The organism is Lysobacter sp. GQ73, assembly GCF_059758755.1.
This window is the reverse complement of sequence record NZ_JCAXEE010000001.1, coordinates 996522-1013027: the sequence shown is the minus strand read 5'-3', so window position 1 is coordinate 1013027 and position 16506 is coordinate 996522. Positions and strand designations below refer to the sequence as shown.

General features: G+C 68.8%; 15 protein-coding genes. 11 read left to right on the top strand and 4 right to left on the bottom strand.

What is annotated here, in order from left to right; all coding sequences use genetic code 11:
- Nucleotides 1–72: 72 nt before the first annotated feature.
- Nucleotides 73–2448: a 3-hydroxyacyl-CoA dehydrogenase/enoyl-CoA hydratase family protein gene (locus AC6CH2_RS04060; RefSeq protein ID WP_435394255.1), complete on the bottom strand. Its 2376-nt coding sequence runs from the start codon at nt 2446–2448 to the stop codon at nt 73–75.
- A gap of 144 nt (nt 2449–2592) precedes the next feature.
- Complete coding sequence (locus AC6CH2_RS04055; protein ID WP_498268030.1) at nt 2593–3213, bottom strand: TetR/AcrR family transcriptional regulator; 621 nt, start codon at nt 3211–3213, stop codon at nt 2593–2595.
- 261 nt (nt 3214–3474) lie between these two features.
- Between AC6CH2_RS04055 and ndk the strand changes: the two genes are divergently transcribed.
- The 10 genes from ndk (at nt 3475) to moeB (ending at nt 13771) form a co-directional block, all read left to right on the top strand.
- Nucleotides 3475–3900, top strand: a complete 426-nt coding sequence (gene ndk, locus AC6CH2_RS04050; RefSeq protein ID WP_332937101.1) for a nucleoside-diphosphate kinase — start codon at nt 3475–3477, stop codon at nt 3898–3900.
- A 142-nt stretch (nt 3901–4042) separates the two neighbouring features.
- Nucleotides 4043–5248, top strand: a complete 1206-nt coding sequence (gene rlmN, locus AC6CH2_RS04045; protein WP_498268210.1) for a dual-specificity RNA methyltransferase RlmN — start codon at nt 4043–4045, stop codon at nt 5246–5248.
- A gap of 55 nt (nt 5249–5303) precedes the next feature.
- Nucleotides 5304–6113, top strand: coding sequence for a type IV pilus biogenesis/stability protein PilW (gene pilW, locus AC6CH2_RS04040; RefSeq protein ID WP_498268029.1), 810 nt, complete (start codon nt 5304–5306; stop codon nt 6111–6113).
- 2 nt (nt 6114–6115) lie between these two features.
- Nucleotides 6116–6943: a helix-turn-helix domain-containing protein gene (locus AC6CH2_RS04035; protein ID WP_498268209.1), complete on the top strand. Its 828-nt coding sequence runs from the start codon at nt 6116–6118 to the stop codon at nt 6941–6943.
- Between the two features lie 111 nt (nt 6944–7054).
- Nucleotides 7055–7684: a YfgM family protein gene (locus AC6CH2_RS04030; protein ID WP_498268028.1), complete on the top strand. Its 630-nt coding sequence runs from the start codon at nt 7055–7057 to the stop codon at nt 7682–7684.
- A complete protein-coding gene (bamB, locus tag AC6CH2_RS04025) occupies nt 7684–8919 on the top strand; it encodes an outer membrane protein assembly factor BamB (protein ID WP_498268027.1) in 1236 nt (411 codons plus the stop codon). The genes AC6CH2_RS04030 and bamB overlap by 1 nt, the downstream gene beginning before the upstream one ends.
- Nucleotides 8920–9220: 301 nt before the next feature.
- Complete coding sequence (gene der / locus AC6CH2_RS04020) at nt 9221–10621, top strand: ribosome biogenesis GTPase Der (RefSeq protein WP_498268026.1); 1401 nt, start codon at nt 9221–9223, stop codon at nt 10619–10621.
- A gap of 57 nt (nt 10622–10678) precedes the next feature.
- Entirely contained in the window at nt 10679–11275 is a 597-nt protein-coding gene (gene mobA, locus AC6CH2_RS04015) for a molybdenum cofactor guanylyltransferase (protein ID WP_498268025.1), read from the top strand.
- A 28-nt stretch (nt 11276–11303) separates the two neighbouring features.
- The gene (locus AC6CH2_RS04010; RefSeq protein ID WP_498268024.1) at nt 11304–12557 is read left to right on the top strand and encodes a molybdopterin molybdotransferase MoeA; all 1254 of its coding nucleotides are present in this window, start codon (nt 11304–11306) and stop codon (nt 12555–12557) included.
- A gap of 77 nt (nt 12558–12634) precedes the next feature.
- Nucleotides 12635–13771, top strand: a complete 1137-nt coding sequence (gene moeB, locus AC6CH2_RS04005; RefSeq protein ID WP_498268023.1) for a molybdopterin-synthase adenylyltransferase MoeB — start codon at nt 12635–12637, stop codon at nt 13769–13771.
- Between the two features lie 94 nt (nt 13772–13865).
- Here moeB and AC6CH2_RS04000 read toward each other — a convergent pair whose 3' ends face one another.
- A complete protein-coding gene (locus tag AC6CH2_RS04000) occupies nt 13866–14234 on the bottom strand; it encodes a RidA family protein (RefSeq protein WP_498268022.1) in 369 nt (122 codons plus the stop codon).
- A gap of 10 nt (nt 14235–14244) precedes the next feature.
- Complete coding sequence (locus AC6CH2_RS03995) at nt 14245–15042, bottom strand: alpha/beta hydrolase (protein ID WP_498268021.1); 798 nt, start codon at nt 15040–15042, stop codon at nt 14245–14247.
- Nucleotides 15043–15299: 257 nt separating this feature from the next.
- Here AC6CH2_RS03995 and AC6CH2_RS03990 point away from each other — a divergent pair, with 257 nt between their 5' ends.
- Nucleotides 15300–16328 carry a DUF2272 domain-containing protein gene (locus AC6CH2_RS03990; RefSeq protein WP_498268020.1) on the top strand — a complete coding sequence of 343 codons (1029 nt, stop codon included), beginning with the start codon at nt 15300–15302 and terminating at the stop codon, nt 16326–16328.
- Nucleotides 16329–16506: the final 178 nt, after the last annotated feature.

The following is a 16506-nucleotide window of genomic DNA, read 5'->3' as shown; positions in this document are numbered from 1 at the left end:
ATTAGGGATTCGGGATTAGGGGAGAGGATTCGGGACCCGCTTGCGCGAATCCCGAATCTCGAATCGCCAATCTCAGTTCCTCAACGGCTTGCCGGTCTTGAGCATGTGGGCGATGCGCTCCTGGGTCTTGGGCATCTGCGCCAGGGCGACGAAATGCTCGCGTTCGAGCTTGAGCAGCCATTCCTCGTCGACCAGCGCGCCGCGGTCGACTTCGCCGCCGCAGATCACCGTGGCGATGCGGCTGGCGATCTCGTAGTCGTGCGGCGAGATGAAGCGGCCTTCGAGCATGTTGACCAGCAGCATCTTGAAGGTGGCGATGCCGACGTCGCCGGCGACCTGGATGCGGCGGCCGGGCAGGGGCGGGCGGTAACCGCTTTCGGCCAGCGCGCGCGCCTGCGCCTTGGCCACGTGCAGCAGCTCGAAGGCGTTGAACACGACGCGGTCGCCGTCGCGGGCGAGCTTGAGCTCGCGCGCCTCGAACGCCGAGGTCGAGACCTTGGCCATCGCCACGCTCTCGAACGCGGTCTTGAGTTCGGCGAACACGTCGCCGCCCGGACCGGCCGCGTCGGAGGCGCGCACCGCGAACTCCTTCAGGCCGCCGCCGGCCGGTAGCAGGCCGACGCCGGCCTCGACCAGGCCGATATAGCTTTCCAGCGCGAACACCGTGCGCGCCGAATGCATCTGGAACTCGCAGCCGCCGCCGAGCGCGAGCCCGCGCACCGCCGCGACCACCGGCACCAGCGAATACTTGATGCGCTGGCTGGTGGCCTGGAAGTTGGCGACCATCGCCTCGAAGCCCTTGAGGTCGCCGGCCTGCAGCAGGCCCAGCGCGCCGGACAGGTCGGCGCCGGCCGAGAAGGGCTCCTTCGGCTGCCAGATCACCACGCCCTTGAACTTCTGCTCGGCGATGGCGATGGCTTCCTGGATGCCGTTGAGCACGTGGTCGTTGACCGTGTGCATCTTGGTCTTGAAGCTGATCACCGCGATGTCGTCGCCGTCGTCGGCCCACAGGCGGATGCCGTCGTTCTCGAACACGGTCTGGCCCTGCGAGAAGCGCTCGCCGAGCAGCGCGTCGGGGAAGCGCTGGCGCGCATACACCGGATTCGACGAGCGCGGCACCTGGGCGTTGCGGCCCGGGCTGTAGCTGCCGTCCTTGCCGTGCACGCCTTCGCGGCCGTCGAACACCCAGTTCGGCAGCGGCGCGCTGGCCATGGCCTTGCCGGCGACGATGTCCTCGGCGATCCAGTCGGCGACCTGCTTCCAGCCGGCGGCCTGCCAGGTCTCGAACGGGCCGAGCGACCAGCCGTAGCCCCAGCGCATGGCGAAATCGACGTCGCGCGCGGTGTCGGCGATGGTTTCCAGGTGGAATGCGCTGTAATGGAAGCTGTCGCGGAACACCGCCCACAGGAACTGCGCCTGCGGATGCTCGCTGGCGCGCAGCGCGGCGAACTTCTTGGCCGGGTCCTTTTCCTTGAGCAGCGCGGCGATGTCGGCATCGAGCTCGCCGGCCGAGGCGCGGTAATCCTGCGCCTTCAGATCGAGCACGAGGATGTCCTTGCCGCGCTTGGTGTACACGCCGGCGCCGGTCTTCTGGCCGAGCGCGCCCTTGCCGATCAGGGCCGACAGCCACTTCGGCGCCTGGAAGTAGGAATGCCACGGGTCGTCGGGCAGGGTGTCGGCCATGGTCTTGATGACGTGGGCCATGGTGTCCAGGCCGACCACGTCGGCGGTGCGGAAGGTCGCCGACTTCGGCCGGCCGATCGCCGGGCCGGTCAGCGCGTCGACGGTGTCGAAGCCCAGGCCGAACTGCTCGGTGTGGTGCATGGCGGCCAGCATCGAAAACACGCCGATGCGGTTGCCGATGAAGTTCGGGGTGTCCTTGGCGATCACCACGCCCTTGCCGAGGGTGGTGGTCAGGAAGGTTTCCAGGCCTTCCAGCACCGCCGCGTCGGTGGTCTTGGCCGGGATCAGCTCGGCCAGGTGCATGTAGCGCGGCGGATTGAAGAAATGCACGCCGAGGAAGCGGTGGCGCAGTTGCTCGGGCAGCACTTCGGCGAGCTTGTTGATGCCCAGGCCCGAGGTGTTGGAGGCCAGTACGGCGTGGTCGGGCACGTAGTCGGCGATCTTCTTGTACAGGTCCTGCTTCCAGTCCATGCGCTCGGCGATGGCCTCGATGACCAGGTCGCAACCGCGCAGCTGTTCCAGGCCGGTGTCGTAATTGGCGGCGGTCAGGCGCTCGGCCAGGGTCTTGCTGGCCAGCGGCGCCGGGCTCAGCTTGGCCAAGTTGGCGATGGCCTTGTTGACGATACCGTTGGGGTCGCCTTCCTTCGCGGCCAGGTCGAACAACACCGTGTCGACACCGGCGTTGGTCAGGTGCGCGGCGATCTGGGCGCCCATGACGCCGGCCCCGAGGACCGCGGCACGGCGGACAAGCAATTGCTTAGACATCGTCTACAACTCCTTGAAGAAAACAGAAATCTTGGATGTGGGCGAGGGGAGAGGGCGGGAGTCCAGAGGGAATCCAGAGCAGAACCGGCGGCGCTGGGCCGTCCGGCGATGCCGGTCCCCGCCGGGGCCGGCATCTGGCGCCGCTCAGCTCTTGAAGCCGGCGGCGGCGAAACGGATCAGTTCGCGGGCCGCGCGTTCACGGTGCGCCGCTTCGGTGACACCGGCCGGTCGCTTGATCAGGCCGAAATCGGCCATGGCATAGGTCAGCGAACCGGCCAGGAAGTCCAGGCGCCAGTACAGCTCCTCCTTGCTGAGGCTCGGCACGGCGCCGGCGATGGCCTTGGCGAATTCGCGCAGGACATGGCCGTAGTGGTCGGACAGGAACTTGCGCAGGCTGTCGTTCTTCTCGGCGTAGGCGCGGGCGATCACCCGCACGAAGGCGCCGCCGCCGTTGCGGTCCTGGGCCAGCGCCAGCGCGGGCTCGACGAAGGCGGCCAGGATCGGTTCGAGCTCGCCGGGGTGGCGTTCGACCGCGGTCTTGAGCGCGCCCATGCGCTGCTCGGTCATCTCGTCCATGCGCCGGCGGAACACCTCGTTGACGAGGTTTTCCTTGCTGCCGAAGTGGTAATTGACCGCGGCGATGTTGACGTCGGCGCGGCTGGTGACCTGACGCAGCGAGGTGCCGGTGAAGCCGAACTGGGCGAACAACTCCTCGGCGGCGCCGAGAATGCGGTCCTTGGTCGAAAAATGGGCGGTCGTGGTCATGGGGCGCGGGCTACTCCTGGACGACCGTCGCGACGGCCTGAATCAAACGCTTGTTTGATGCTAGTCCGGGACCCGGGAATCGTCAATCTCGGTTCCGCCGCCGCGCGCCGGCCGGCCGGCGGAACGCTCGGCGTGGATGTAAACCAAGTGATTATTCCGTTAGAATTACCGCAGCCATATCGGCTAAACCCGCGTCCCGTCGCGGGTTTTCTGTTATTCTCGGGCCGACCGTAAAGCGGCCCGCCTACCCGGAGACTTTCCATGGCGCTGGAGCGCACCCTGTCCATCATCAAGCCCGACGCCGTTGCCAAGAACGTGGTCGGCGAGATCTACACCCGTTTCGAGAAGGCCGGCCTGAAGGTCGTCGCCGCCAAGATGAAGCACCTCTCGAAGCAGGAAGCCGAAGGTTTCTACGCCGTGCACCGCGAGCGTCCGTTCTTCGCCGCCCTGGTCGAGTTCATGATCAGCGGCCCGGTGATGATCCAGGCGCTGCAGGGCGAAAACGCCGTGCTCAAGCACCGCGACCTGATGGGCGCCACCAATCCGAAGGACGCAGCGCCGGGCACGATCCGCGCCGACTTCGCCGACAGCATCGACGCCAACGCCGTGCACGGTTCGGACAGCCTGGAGAACGCCGCGATCGAAATCGCGTATTTCTTCCCGGCCACCGACGTCTACGCGCGCTAAGCGAAAAACTTAGAGCACTGCAGTGAACGACATCCGCGACAACGCAAACGATCTTCCCGCAGCCGCCAGCGAGCAGGCGAGGGAATCCGCTGCCGCGCGCACGGATGTCGCCGGCGCGCCGGTATCGAACGCGATACCGGCCGTGCTGGTCGGCAATGCGGCGGCGCCGGCTTCGGCCGGCGCCGTCGTGCCCGACAACGGCAAGACCAACCTGTTCGACTTCGACCGCGTGCAGCTCGAGGACTTCTTCGAGCAGACGCTGGGCGAAAAGCGCTACCGCGCGCACCAGGTGATGAAGTGGATCCATCACCGCTACGTCACCGATTTCCACGACATGACCGACCTGGGCAAGGTGCTGCGCGCCAAGCTCGAGGCGCATGCGCAAGTGCGGGCGCCGATGGTCGTGTACGACAAGCCCTCCACCGACGGCACCCACAAGTGGCTGCTCGGCATGGACGCGAAGAACGCGATCGAGGCGGTCTACATTCCCGACAAGGGCCGCGGCACGCTGTGCGTGTCCTCGCAGGTCGGCTGCGCGCTGAACTGCCAGTTCTGCTCGACCGCGACCCAGGGCTTCAACCGCAACCTGTCGACCGCCGAGATCATCGGTCAGGTCTGGGTGGCGGCGCGCCATCTCGGCAACGTCCCGCACCAGCAGCGCAAACTCACCAACGTGGTGATGATGGGCATGGGCGAGCCGCTGATGAATTTCGACAACGTCGTGCGCGCGATGAGCATCATGCGCGACGACCTCGGCTACGGCCTGGCCAACAAGCGGGTGACCCTGTCGACCGCCGGCATGGTGCCGATGATCGACAAGCTCGGCGAGGTCAGCGACGTTTCGCTGGCGGTGTCGCTGCATGCGCCGAACGACGAACTGCGCAGCGAGCTGGTGCCGCTCAACAAGAAGTACCCGATCGAGCAACTGATGGAATCCTGCGTGCGCTACGCGCTGCGCAAGCGCGGCACTTCGGTGACCTTCGAGTACACCCTGATGAAGGGCATCAACGATCAGCCGACCCACGCGCGCCAGCTGGTCCGCCTGCTGCGCCAGTTCGACAACGCGGTACAGATGAAGGACGCCGCCAAGGTCAACCTGATTCCGTTCAACCCGTTCCCGGGCACCCGCTTCGAGCGCCCGGACGAGGCCGCGATCCGCGCGTTCCAGAAACTGCTCAACGACGCCGGCATGATCGCGCCGGTGCGCCGCACCCGCGGCGACGACATCGACGCGGCCTGCGGCCAGCTCAAGGGCCAGGTCATGGACCGGACCCGGCGCCAGGCCGAGTTCCGCAAGCAACTGCAAGCCCAGGGCCTCGACCAGGATGTCGGCGATGCGGCTGCCTGAGTTCCTGCGCGCCACCGCGTCGAACCCTTGTCCCACCGCACCGCGCCTTCGCGCCTTGCGCGGCATCGCCCTGCTGACTGTGGTGGTGCTGGCGGCCAGCGCCTGCAACCGGCTCAGCTTCATCCGTCCGAACATGGAGCGCAAAGGCTTCAAGCAGACGGCGGTGGAATACGATGTCGGCGACAAGCGCGGCCGCTCGGGCGGCGAGGCCAGCGCGCTGGGCCGGATCCAGTCCGCGCAGAGCCACCTGATCGCGGGCGACCGCGACAAGGCCCGCTCCGAGATCAAGCAGGCCCTGCAGTTCGATCCGAAATCGGCCGAGGCCTACAGCCTGCTGGCGGTGATGGCCGAGCAGGAGGGCAACGACGCCCAGGCCGGCGCCCACTACCGCAAGGCCGCCGAACTGGCGCCCGACCGCGGCGCCGCACTCAACAACTACGGCGTCTGGCTGTGCGCGAACAACCGCGCCAGCGAGGCGATGAGCTGGTTCGACAAGGCCCTGACCGACCCGCGCTACGGCACCCCGGCGGTGGCCCTGGCCAACAGCGGCGCCTGCGCCGACAAGCTCGGGCAGGGCGAACGCGCCGATCGCGACCTGCGCCTGGCACTGAAGCTCGATCCGATCAACGCCATGGCGCTGAGCGCGATGGCCAAGCGGCAGCTGCGCCTGGGCAATGCCTTCGAGGCGAGGGCCTTTTCTGAACGCCGGCTGGCCGTTGAGCCAATCACAGCTGAAGCGCTGATGACTGCGTCACAGATCGAACAAAAACTCGGCGACACGGCTGCCGCCGCAAGATACGTTCAGCGAATGAGGGCGGAGTTCCCTGACGCGCAGGGCTCCGGAACGGGGGATGGCGGTAGGTGAAGATGCAGTCGAACGAATTCGCGCCTGAAGGCGGCGGAAGCTGTGGCGCGCGTCTGAAACAGGCCCGCGAGGCGGCGGGGCTGTCCATCGAAGACGTCGCGGCACGGCTGAAAATGCCGTCGCGGGTGGTCCAATCGCTGGAAAACGACGACACCGCGAGCACCGGCGCGCCGGTCTTCGTGCGCGGCCAGTTGCGCAGCTATGCGCGCCTGGTCGGCATCGACCTGGAAGCCCAGCTCAGCGGTACGCCGCTGGCCTCGACCGCGCCGTCCGAACTGATCAGCCACACCCACACGCCGCGCTATCGCCGCGTGTTCGAACAGACCACCCGCCGCGCCATCTACATCGTGATGACCGCGGCGATCGCGGTGCCGGTAGTCCTGGCGACGCGGCCGCACCTGAGCAACAGCGTCAACGTGCAATCGCTGGAAATGCCGGCAAACTTGCCCGCCGCCGAGCACGGCGCGGCCCAGGCGGCACGCTCGGCCACCGCGACGGCCACGCCGCCGCAGCGCACGCCTCTGGTCGCCTCGATGGCGCCGGCGCTGTCGCAGATCCAGACCAGCAAGACCCTGACCCTGAATTTCACCGGCGAAAGCTGGATGCAAGTGCGCGGGACCGACGGCCAGGTGCTCGACGAGGGCACCGTCCAGCCCGGCCAGACCCGCAGCTACAACCTCGGCGAAGTCGGCTACGTCAAGCTCGGCAATGCCTCCGGCGTGGAAGTCCGCAAGACCGGCGAGTCGGTCGATCTGGCGCCGTTCAGCCGCGGAAGCGTGGCCCGCTTTACGCTATCCTCTGACGGTTCCCTCGCGCCAGCGTCTTATTGATCCGCGCTGCGGGTTCGCGACCATCACCGGCCCGCGTTGCGGGCCGGTCCTCATTGACTTCGGCTTCGCCCTCGCGGGCGAGGACCTAGCACGGCGGCCTACGGCGTACTCATGGCGATAGACGATCTGCTCGACGAACACGAACAAAGCGAACGGGTGCTGGCCTGGTTGCGCAGCAACGGTGCCGGCCTGATCGGCGGCATCGCCCTCGGTCTGGCCGCGATCGGCGGCTGGAAGTGGTGGGGCAACCACCAGCTCGAAACCCACGGCAAGGCCGCCGCCGAGTTCCAGGCCGCGGTGGATGCGGTGCAGGCGAAGGACAAGGCCGCCGCGGCCAAGGTCAAGGCGCTGCCCCCGGGCATGTACCAGACCCTGGCCCAGCTCGACCTGGCCAAGTCGCAGGTCGATGCCGACCAGCGCGACGCCGCGATCGCCACCCTGCGCGGGATCAAGACCGAGGACGCGGCCATCGCCGAGATCGTCAAGCAGCGCCTGGCGCGCTTGCTGATCGACGCCAAGCAGCCGGCCGAAGCGATCAAGTTGCTCGACAAGTCGACCACGCCGATGGCGATCGAGGTGCGCGGCGACGCCCACTTCGCGCTCGGCAAGTCCGATCTCGCCCGGGCCGATTACGGCACCGCGCTCGGCAAGCTCGACGAGGCCTCGCCGCGTCGCCGTCTGCTCGAACTCAAGCTCACCGAAGCCGGCGGCACGCCGGCCAAGCCCGAGGCCAAGTCTTGATGAAGTCCGCTGAAAACAGGTTCTCCGGCCGCCCCGCCGTCCGCAACACCGCCGCGATCGTGCTGTGCGCGTTCGCGCTCAGCGGTTGCACGACCATCAAGGGTTGGTTCGGCGGCGGCAAGAAGGACGACGGCAAGCCCAACGAGCCGACCGAGCTCACCGATATCACCCCGAGCGTCAAGGTCGACAAGATCTGGTCGGTCAACGCCGGCAAGGGCGAGGAGCGCATCGGCATTCGCCAGGGTCCGGCGGTGGCCGACGGCCGCGTCTACGCCGCGGCGGTCAAGGGCGGCGTGTATGCCTACGATCTGCAGACCGGCAAGCAGGTCTGGCACTTCCAGCCCATGCGCACCGACAAGGACAAGAAGGACAAAGAGATCCGTCTGTCCGGCGGTCCGGGCGCGGGCGACGGTCTGGTCGTGATCGGCGGGCTCGACGGCGAAGTGATCGCGCTCGACGCGGCCACCGGCGCACAGAAGTGGACCGCGAAGGTGTCCAACGAAGTCATCGCCGCGCCGTCCATCGGCCTGGGCATGGTGTTCGTGCGTTCCAACGACGGCCGCGTCACCGCGTTCGACGCCGCCAGCGGCGAGCGCCGCTGGTTCTGGGTGCACGAGGTGCCGATGCTGACCGTGCGCGGCAACGGCTCGCCGACCCTCGGCCCGGGCTTCCTGTTCGTCGGCAACGACGACGGCACGGTCAACGCACTGTCGGCGAGCGACGGCCGTCCGACCTGGGACCTGCCGGTCGCACAGCCGGAAGGCCGCAGCGAACTCGACCGCATGGCCGATGTCGACGGCACTCCGGTGCTGGAAGGCACCACCCTGTACGCCAGCAGCTTCAAGAAGCAGACCATCGCGATCGACGCCCCGAGCGGCCGGCCGATGTGGGTCAGCGAGCACGGCGGCGTCGGCCGCCTCGGCGTCGCCAGCGACCGTCTGGTCGTCAGCGATCCGACCGGGCTGGTGTTCGGCCTCGACAAGGCCAGCGGCAGCGCCCTGTGGCAGCAGCCCGGCCTGGCGCGCCGCAGCCTGACCGGCGCGGCGGTGCACGGCGATTACGCCGTGGTCGGCGATTTCGACGGCTACGTGCACTGGCTCAAGCTCGACAACGGCGAATTCGCCGCGCGTGCGCGGGTCGGCGGCAAGCTGCTGCGCGCCGCCCCGGTGGTCGCCGATGGCGTGCTGATCGTGCAGAACGTCGAAGGCGAACTGACCGCGTTCAAGCTGCAATAAGACCGGGATTCGGGAGTCCGGGCCCAGCCCGGCCCCGTTTTCGGCACTAATCGCGGCCCGGGCGGCGCAAGCCGTGCCGGGCCGCTCGTTTGATCGATGCCGAATCCGAGCGTCCGGTGCCTGTGCCCGGCGCCTCGACCGGCCCGGCCGGCGGCCGTGCGAAAGCGTCTTCGCGTCCGCTCTGGCACTATGGCGCCTGTTTCGGCAGCCCCGCGCCGATGGATTCCCGGGCCCGACGCCGCTGCCTGCAGCCGCGCGCCTTCGATTCCCACTCCCCATTCCTCATTCCCGGCTTCACATCATGCTTCCCTTAGTCGCCCTCGTTGGCCGCCCCAACGTCGGAAAATCCACTCTATTCAATGCGCTCACGCGCAGCCGCGACGCGCTCGTCCACGACGAGCCCGGCGTCACCCGCGATCGTCACTACGGCGTGTGCCGGCCCGAAGGCCAGCGCCCGTTCGCGGTCGTGGACACCGGCGGCATCGCCGGAGAGGACGAGGGGCTGGCCGGCGCGACCGCGCGCCAGGCCCGCGCCGCCGCCGAGGAAGCCGACCTGGTGCTGTTCCTGGTCGACGGTCGCGAAGGCGCTTCGGCGCTCGACGACGAGATCCTGGCCTGGCTGCGCAAGACCGCGCGACCGACCTTGCTGGTGGTCAACAAGACCGACGGCCTCGACGCGCGCGCCGCGGTCAACGACTTCGCCCGCTACGGCATCCGCGATGCGGTCGCGGTGTCGTCCGCGCACCGCCAGGGCATCGACGAACTGCTCGCCGAAGTGTTCGCGCGCCTGCCCGAAGAGGGCACCACCAGCGAACTCGACAACGACCCCGCGCGGGTGCGCGTGGCCTTCATCGGCCGCCCGAACGTCGGCAAGTCGACCCTGGTCAATCGCCTGCTCGGCGAAGAACGCATGATCGCCTCGGAAGTGCCGGGCACCACGCGCGACTCGGTCGCGGTCGACATGGAACGAGACGGCCGCCTGTATCGCCTGGTCGATACCGCCGGCGTGCGCCGCAAGTCCAAGGTCGAGGAAGCGGTCGAGAAGTTCTCGATCATCAAGACCCTGCAGGCGATCGAGAACTGCCAGGTCGCGGTGGTCATGCTCGACGCCGGCGAAGGCGTGACCGACCAGGACGCCAGCGTGCTGGGCTATGCGCTCGACTCCGGCCGCGCCCTCGTGGTCGCGGTCAACAAGTGGGACGGGCAGACCGAATACCAGCGCCAGCAGACCGAAAACCTGCTGATGCGCAAGCTGGCGTTCGTCGAATGGGCCGAAAAGGTGCGGATCAGCGCCAAGCACGGCTCCGGCCTGCGCGAGCTGTTCAGCGCGATCCACCGCGCTCACGCCTCGGCGACCACCGAGATCGGCACCAGCGAAGTCACCAAGGCCATGGAAGTGGCCTACGAGACCAACCCGCCGCCGGTGGTGCGCGGGCACGTGGCCAAGCTGCGCTTCGCTCATCCGGCCGGGCTCAATCCGCCGACCTTCGTCGTCCACGGCACCCGTCTGCGCACGCTCGGCGATACCTACAAGCGCTATCTGGAAAATTTCTTCCGCAAGCGCTTCAAGCTGGTCGGCACTCCGATCCGCTTCGTCTTCAAGGACAGCAGCAACCCTTACGAAGGCAAGAAGAACGTGCTGACTGAACGCCAGGTGGCGAAGAAGAAGCGCCTGATCCGCCGCGTCAAGCGCGGCAAGTAACTCGAGCCGCGGCGGCGGCCCGCGAGAGGAAGCACCCAAGACAAGCGAGGACAGGCCATGCAGTGCACACGCGCCGAGCTCAGCCTGGGCCTGCTCGCCGGCGGCCGCGCCTCACGCCTGGGCGGCCTCGACAAGGCCTGGCTGCACCGCGACGGTCAAGCGCAGGTGCTGCGCCTGCTGCACGCCTACCGCGATCGGGTCGCGCAGGTGCTGGTCAGCGCCAATCGCGGCCTGGAACGGTACCGCCCGCTCGGCGCACACGCGGTTGCCGATACCCATCCCGATCTCGGCCCGCTCGGCGGCCTCGACGCCCTGGCCGCGGCCTGCACGACGCCGTGGTTGTTCACCTTGCCGGTCGATGCGGTGACGCTCGACGAGCGCCTGTTGCCGGCGCTGATCGCCGCGCAGGACGGGCAGGGCGCCTATGCCGTCGACGACGACGGCGCGCAGCCTTTGTTCGCGCTGTGGCCGGTGGCCGCCTTGCGCACGGCCCTGGCCCAGGCCCTGACGCACCGGCGCCTGGCGGTGCGCGAACTGCAGGCCGGACTCGGCATGGCCGCGGCGCGGCTCGATGGCCTACGCTTCGGCAACCTCAACCGCCCCGAGGATCTGCTGGCCCACGGCTTCGTCGCCGACGACGCGCCGGGCCGCTGATCCGCCCCCTCTGCGAGCGATGCCCCCCATGAGCGATGCCCCCATGAGCGATGCTCCTGTAAGCGACTTTCCGACCGGCCTGTTGTTCGACGAAGCGATGGCGATCGTCGCCCAAGTGGCCGCCGCGCACCGGCTCGAAGCCGAAACCATGGCCTTGTCGCGCTGCCACGGCCGCGTGCTCGCCGACGACGTCGATGCGCCGCTGTCGTTGCCGCCGTTCGACAACAGCGCGATGGACGGCTTCGCCTTCCGCCATGCCGACCAGGCTGGCGACCAGGCCGGCGAGCCGACCGTACTGAGGCTGATCGGCGAGCAGTTCGCCGGCCTCGACGGCGGCTGGTCGCTCGGCGCCGGCGAGTGCGTGCGCATCACCACCGGTGCGCCGCTGCCGGCCGGCGCCGACACGGTCGCGATCAAGGAGAACGTCGCCGTCGACGGCGAGCGCGTCAGCGCGCCGCGCACCGCGCTCGGCCAGAACGTGCGCTATGCCGGCGAAGACGTGCGCGAGGGCGAGCGGGTCCTGCAGGCCGGGCAGTTGCTGACTCCGGCGCGGGTGTCGCTGGCGGCCTCGCTTGGCCTGTCTTCGTTGCGTGTTCGGCGCAAACCGACCGTGGCGGTGTTCACCAGCGGCGACGAACTGGTCGAGCCCGGCATGAGCCTGCAGCCGGGGCAGATCTACGACAGCAATCGCGACCTGTTGATGGGGCTGCTGCGCGCCGACGGTCTGGAACCGACCGCGTGGCCGCGCCTGCCCGACGACCCGAAGCAGGTCGAGATCGCCCTGCGCGACGCCGCCTGCGCCTTCGACCTGGTGTTCACCTGCGGCGCGGTCTCGGCCGGCGAAAAGGACCACATCCCGGCGGTGCTGCGCGAGTTCGGCCGGATCCACCTGTGGAAGGTGAAGATGCGCCCGGGCATGCCGTTGCTGTTCGGCAGCATGGACCAGGCGCGGATGCTGGGGCTGCCGGGCAATCCGGTCTCGGTGATGGCGACCTACATGACCTTCGGTCGCGCCCTGATCGACGGCCTGCAGGGCCGCAGCGAGGCGCGCCCGCGGTTCCGCGCGCGCCTGGTCGGCTCGATCGACAAGACCCATCCGCGGCGCGAATTCATCCGCGCGCGTTTGTTCAGCGACGACGAGGGGGTGCTGCGGGTCGACCCGAATCCGGCCACCGGTTCGCACCGGCTGCGCGCCGCAGCCGATTCGGACGCCCTGATGGTGGTGGCCGAAGGGGCGCAGAGCCTGACCGAGGGCGCGGTAATGGACGTCCTGCCGTACTGACGGCGGCGCAACACAGCGTCGCCGCGGACGCGTCCGATCGGCCTGCGCGGGAGCACCCGAAAGCGGATAATCCGCGCATGAGCATCGAACAGATTTCCCCGGCGCAGGCGCGCAGGCGGCAGCAGGCCGGCGCGGTCCTGATCGACGTGCGCGAGGCCCACGAGCGCGCCGGCGGCCAGGCCGAACACGCGCGCGGCATCGCCAAGGACGCGCTGGAATCCGAGCCGTCGATCTACTTGCCGGACCGCGACGCCGAGATTTTGCTGATCTGCCAATCCGGCGCGCGTTCGCTGCGCGCCGCGCAGCGCCTGCTCGACGCGGGCTATGCGCGGGTGGCCTCGGTCGAGGGCGGCACTTCGCGCTGGATCGCCGAAGGGCTGCCGCTGGCGCTGCTGGAGCAGTCCGAGGACGAACGCGATTTCTACGACCGCTATTCGCGCCATCTGCGCCTGCCCGAAGTCGGCGAGGCCGGGCAGCGCAAGCTGCAGGCCGCGCGGGTGGCGATGGTCGGCGCCGGCGGCCTGGGCTCGCCGGCGGCGTTTTATCTCGCCGCGGCCGGCGTCGGCACCTTGGTGCTCGCCGACGACGACGTGGTCGATCGCAGTAACTTGCAGCGGCAGATCCTGCACACCGAGGCGCGCATCGGCGTGTCGAAGGTCGAGTCGGCGCGGATCGCCTTGGCGGCGTTGAATCCGCGCGTGCGCGTGGAAACCTTCGCCGAACGGATCACGCCCGACAACGTCGAGCGGCTGATCGAGGGCGCCGACGTGGTCTTCGACGGCGCCGACAATTTCCCGGTGCGTTATCTGCTCAACGACGCCTGCGTGAAGCTGGCCAAACCCTTGGTCTACGGCGCGATCCATCGCTTCGAAGGACAGGTCAGCGTGTTCGACGCCGGCCGCCAGCGCGGCGCGCGCCCCTGTTATCGCTGCCTGTTCCCCGAACCGCCGCCGCCGGAAGCGGCGCCGAACTGCGCCGAGGCCGGCGTGCTCGGGGTGTTGCCCGGCGTGGTCGGGCTGGTCCAGGCCACCGAAGTCATCAAGTCGATCCTCGGGCTCGGCGAATCCCTGGCCGGTCGCCTGCTGCATTTCGACGCCCTGGGCATGCGCTTCCGCGAAACTCGGCTGGCGCCCGATCCGGATTGCCCGGTGTGCGCGGCCGGTCGCGAGTTCCCCGGCTATATCGACTATCAGGCGTTTTGCAGTGCGCACTGAGGTTGCGGCGACCGCCCTGGCGCCTCGCGCCGCACCGTGCTGATACGCGCCATCGGCGAACTGTGCCAGGTGCGGTGAGGCTCGCGCGACGGCGTCAGTCGGCGGCGATCGCCTCGATCTCGACCAGCCAGCCTTCCTCATACAAGCCGGTGATGATTACGGTCAGCGCCGGCGAGTGTTCGCCGAGCAGCTCGTGGCGGATCTCGTAATTGCGTTGCCGATGGCGGCGATCGGTCAGAAAGGTCGTGACCTTGACCAGATGGCTGTAGTCCATGCCAGCGGCGGCCAACTGGCGAGCCACGTTGGCCCAGGCCTGTCGGCACTGGCCGTCGAAATCGCCGGCGAGCGCGCCGTCGTCGCTTTGCGGAATCTGGCCGCTGACGAACAGCATCCGCTTGAAGCCGGCGATCTCGTGCGCCTGCGCGTACGAGACCGCGGTCGGGTGAATGGCGCGTCGCTGCATGGCCGCGGCCTCAGTCCATGAACTCGCGCAGCGAGTCGCGATAAGCCGGGTAGCTGGCGATGTTGTGGTGGTCGGCGCCTTCCAGCTGCACCACGTCGACGCCTTGCGGCCGGGTCTGCAGCGAGTGGATCAGGCGCTGGGTGTTCGGCGCCGGAATCACGTCGTCGGCGGTCGCGCGCACCACCAGGATCGGGCCGAAATAGCTGCGCAGGTAAGTGACCGAATCGTAGCGGTCCTTGACCAGCCAGCGCGTCGGCAACCAGCGGTAATGCGCCTGCGCGGTCTCGCGCAGGCTGTCGAACGGGGTCACCAGGGCCAGGCGTTCGACCGGGCGATGGCCGGCCACGTAGCTGGCCACGCCGCTGCCGAGGCTGCGGCCGACCACCGCGATCGGCTGCCCCGGGTGCTCGCGCGCGACCTGGTCGAACACCGCCAGCGCATCGGCGAACAGCGCCGATTCCTCGGGGCGCCCGTCGCTGGCGCCGAAGCCGCGGTACGAGACCAGGTAGATGCTGCGGTCCGGGAACCACTGCGCCAGCGACTCGCGCATGTTCTCGATGCGTTCGGCATTGCCGCCGAAATAGATCAGCGCCTTGTCCTGGCCGGCATTGAGCCGCCAGCCGCGCAGGACGATGTTGCCGTGCCTGACCGTGTAGTCGGTCATCGACGCGCCCAGGCGCGTGCTCTGCGGAAAGTACATCAGCTCGCGCTGCTTGAAATAGAGCCAGCCGCAGACGCTGAGATAACCGGCCGCGGCGACGCCGGCGAGGGTGGTGACGGATTGGAGCAGACGCGGGTTACGTGCCATCGATGCAGGCCTTCCGAGGCGGGCAAGGGAGCGCGGGCGATGGATTGCGGGCGCGCGGTGCGATCGGGCGACGATAACCCGCGGCGTCGGTTTCTCGCCAGCGCCTCGGCTATCACACGACTTGCACAGACGATCCATAGGCTGGGCAAGGGCGGGTGATTGACCGATCATGCCGCCACCCCACGCGGCGTCGTCGTACGACGGACCGTTATCGTCGTTTCGCCGTGCCGCCCGGCACCGCTCTGGAGAAAGTGCCGATGTTCCGTTCGCTCGTGTTCGCCTGTCTGTGGCTGTCGGCGGGCGCTGCCGTCGCCGCCGACGCCTGCCCGGCGTTGCGCGCACAGACCGCGGCGCCGCAGGCGGCGACGCGCATCGCCGCGGCCGCCTGCACCGAGAACCTGCAGTGGTTCCGTCCCTTCATCGACGTGCAGGGCCGCCTGGCCAGCGCGACCCTCAGCGAAGCCGAGACCAGCCGGCTCGAGGACGGCGCGACCGAGACCTGGCGCCGCACCGTCAGTTACTGGCGCGACACCGGCCTGCTGCAGCGCATGGCCGGCTTCGCCGGCGCCAACGAATGCAACGACCCCTACGGCGGCAGCTACCCGGCGGTCGCCTGCCGCGCCTTCCTGGTCGACAACCCCTGGTCGGCCGCGTTCGTGTCCTACGTGATGATGAAAGCCGCAGTGCCCGGTTTCCGGCCCTCGGCGAGCCATTACGACTATGTCCGCGACGCCTACCGCACGCCCGACCAGAGCCCGTTCCAGTTCCTGGACCCGAGCACGGCGCGGCCGGCGGTCGGCGACCTGTTGTGCGCGGTGCGCTCGGGCAACCGCGTGTATGGCTACGAAGGCCTGTCCGCCGCGCTCGATGGCGCCAACGGCTCGCTCAACATGCATTGCGACATCGTCGTCGCGGTCAATCCGAACAACGACGGCAAGGCCTATCTGATCGGCGGCAACGTCCAGCAGGGCGCGACGATGCGGCTCATGGCGGTCAACCGCAGCGGCGAATTCTGGCCCTTGCCCCGCCGCAGCGAGACTCAGGTCGAGTGTTCGCCCGACACCGCCGCGGCCTGCGACATGAACAAGCTCGATTGGGCGGCGCTGCTCAAGCTCAAGCCCGAGGCCTCACTGGCCCAACTCGCCCCGGCGATTCCCCTGTACGCCCCGCAGACCGCGCCCCCGGCCGCGACCCCGCAGGGCTGCTGCGTGCAATGCGTGGTGGGCTCCGGCGTGCCGCGCTGCCCCAACCCGAGTGCCCCGGGAGTGCGGCCGCAGCAGCAGTAAGCGCCGTCCTGTAGGAGCGGCGCAAGCCGCGACCGCGCGCCCTCAAGTTCGCGCCGCCGTTCGATGCCGTCCTGGCCTTTGCCGTTGTGGTTGCCGTGCGTAGCCTCGCACTAGCGAAGGCAACAGAAGACCCGGAGGGCGGCCCGCAGGGATGCGGGCCGTTTTTCATCGGGACAGG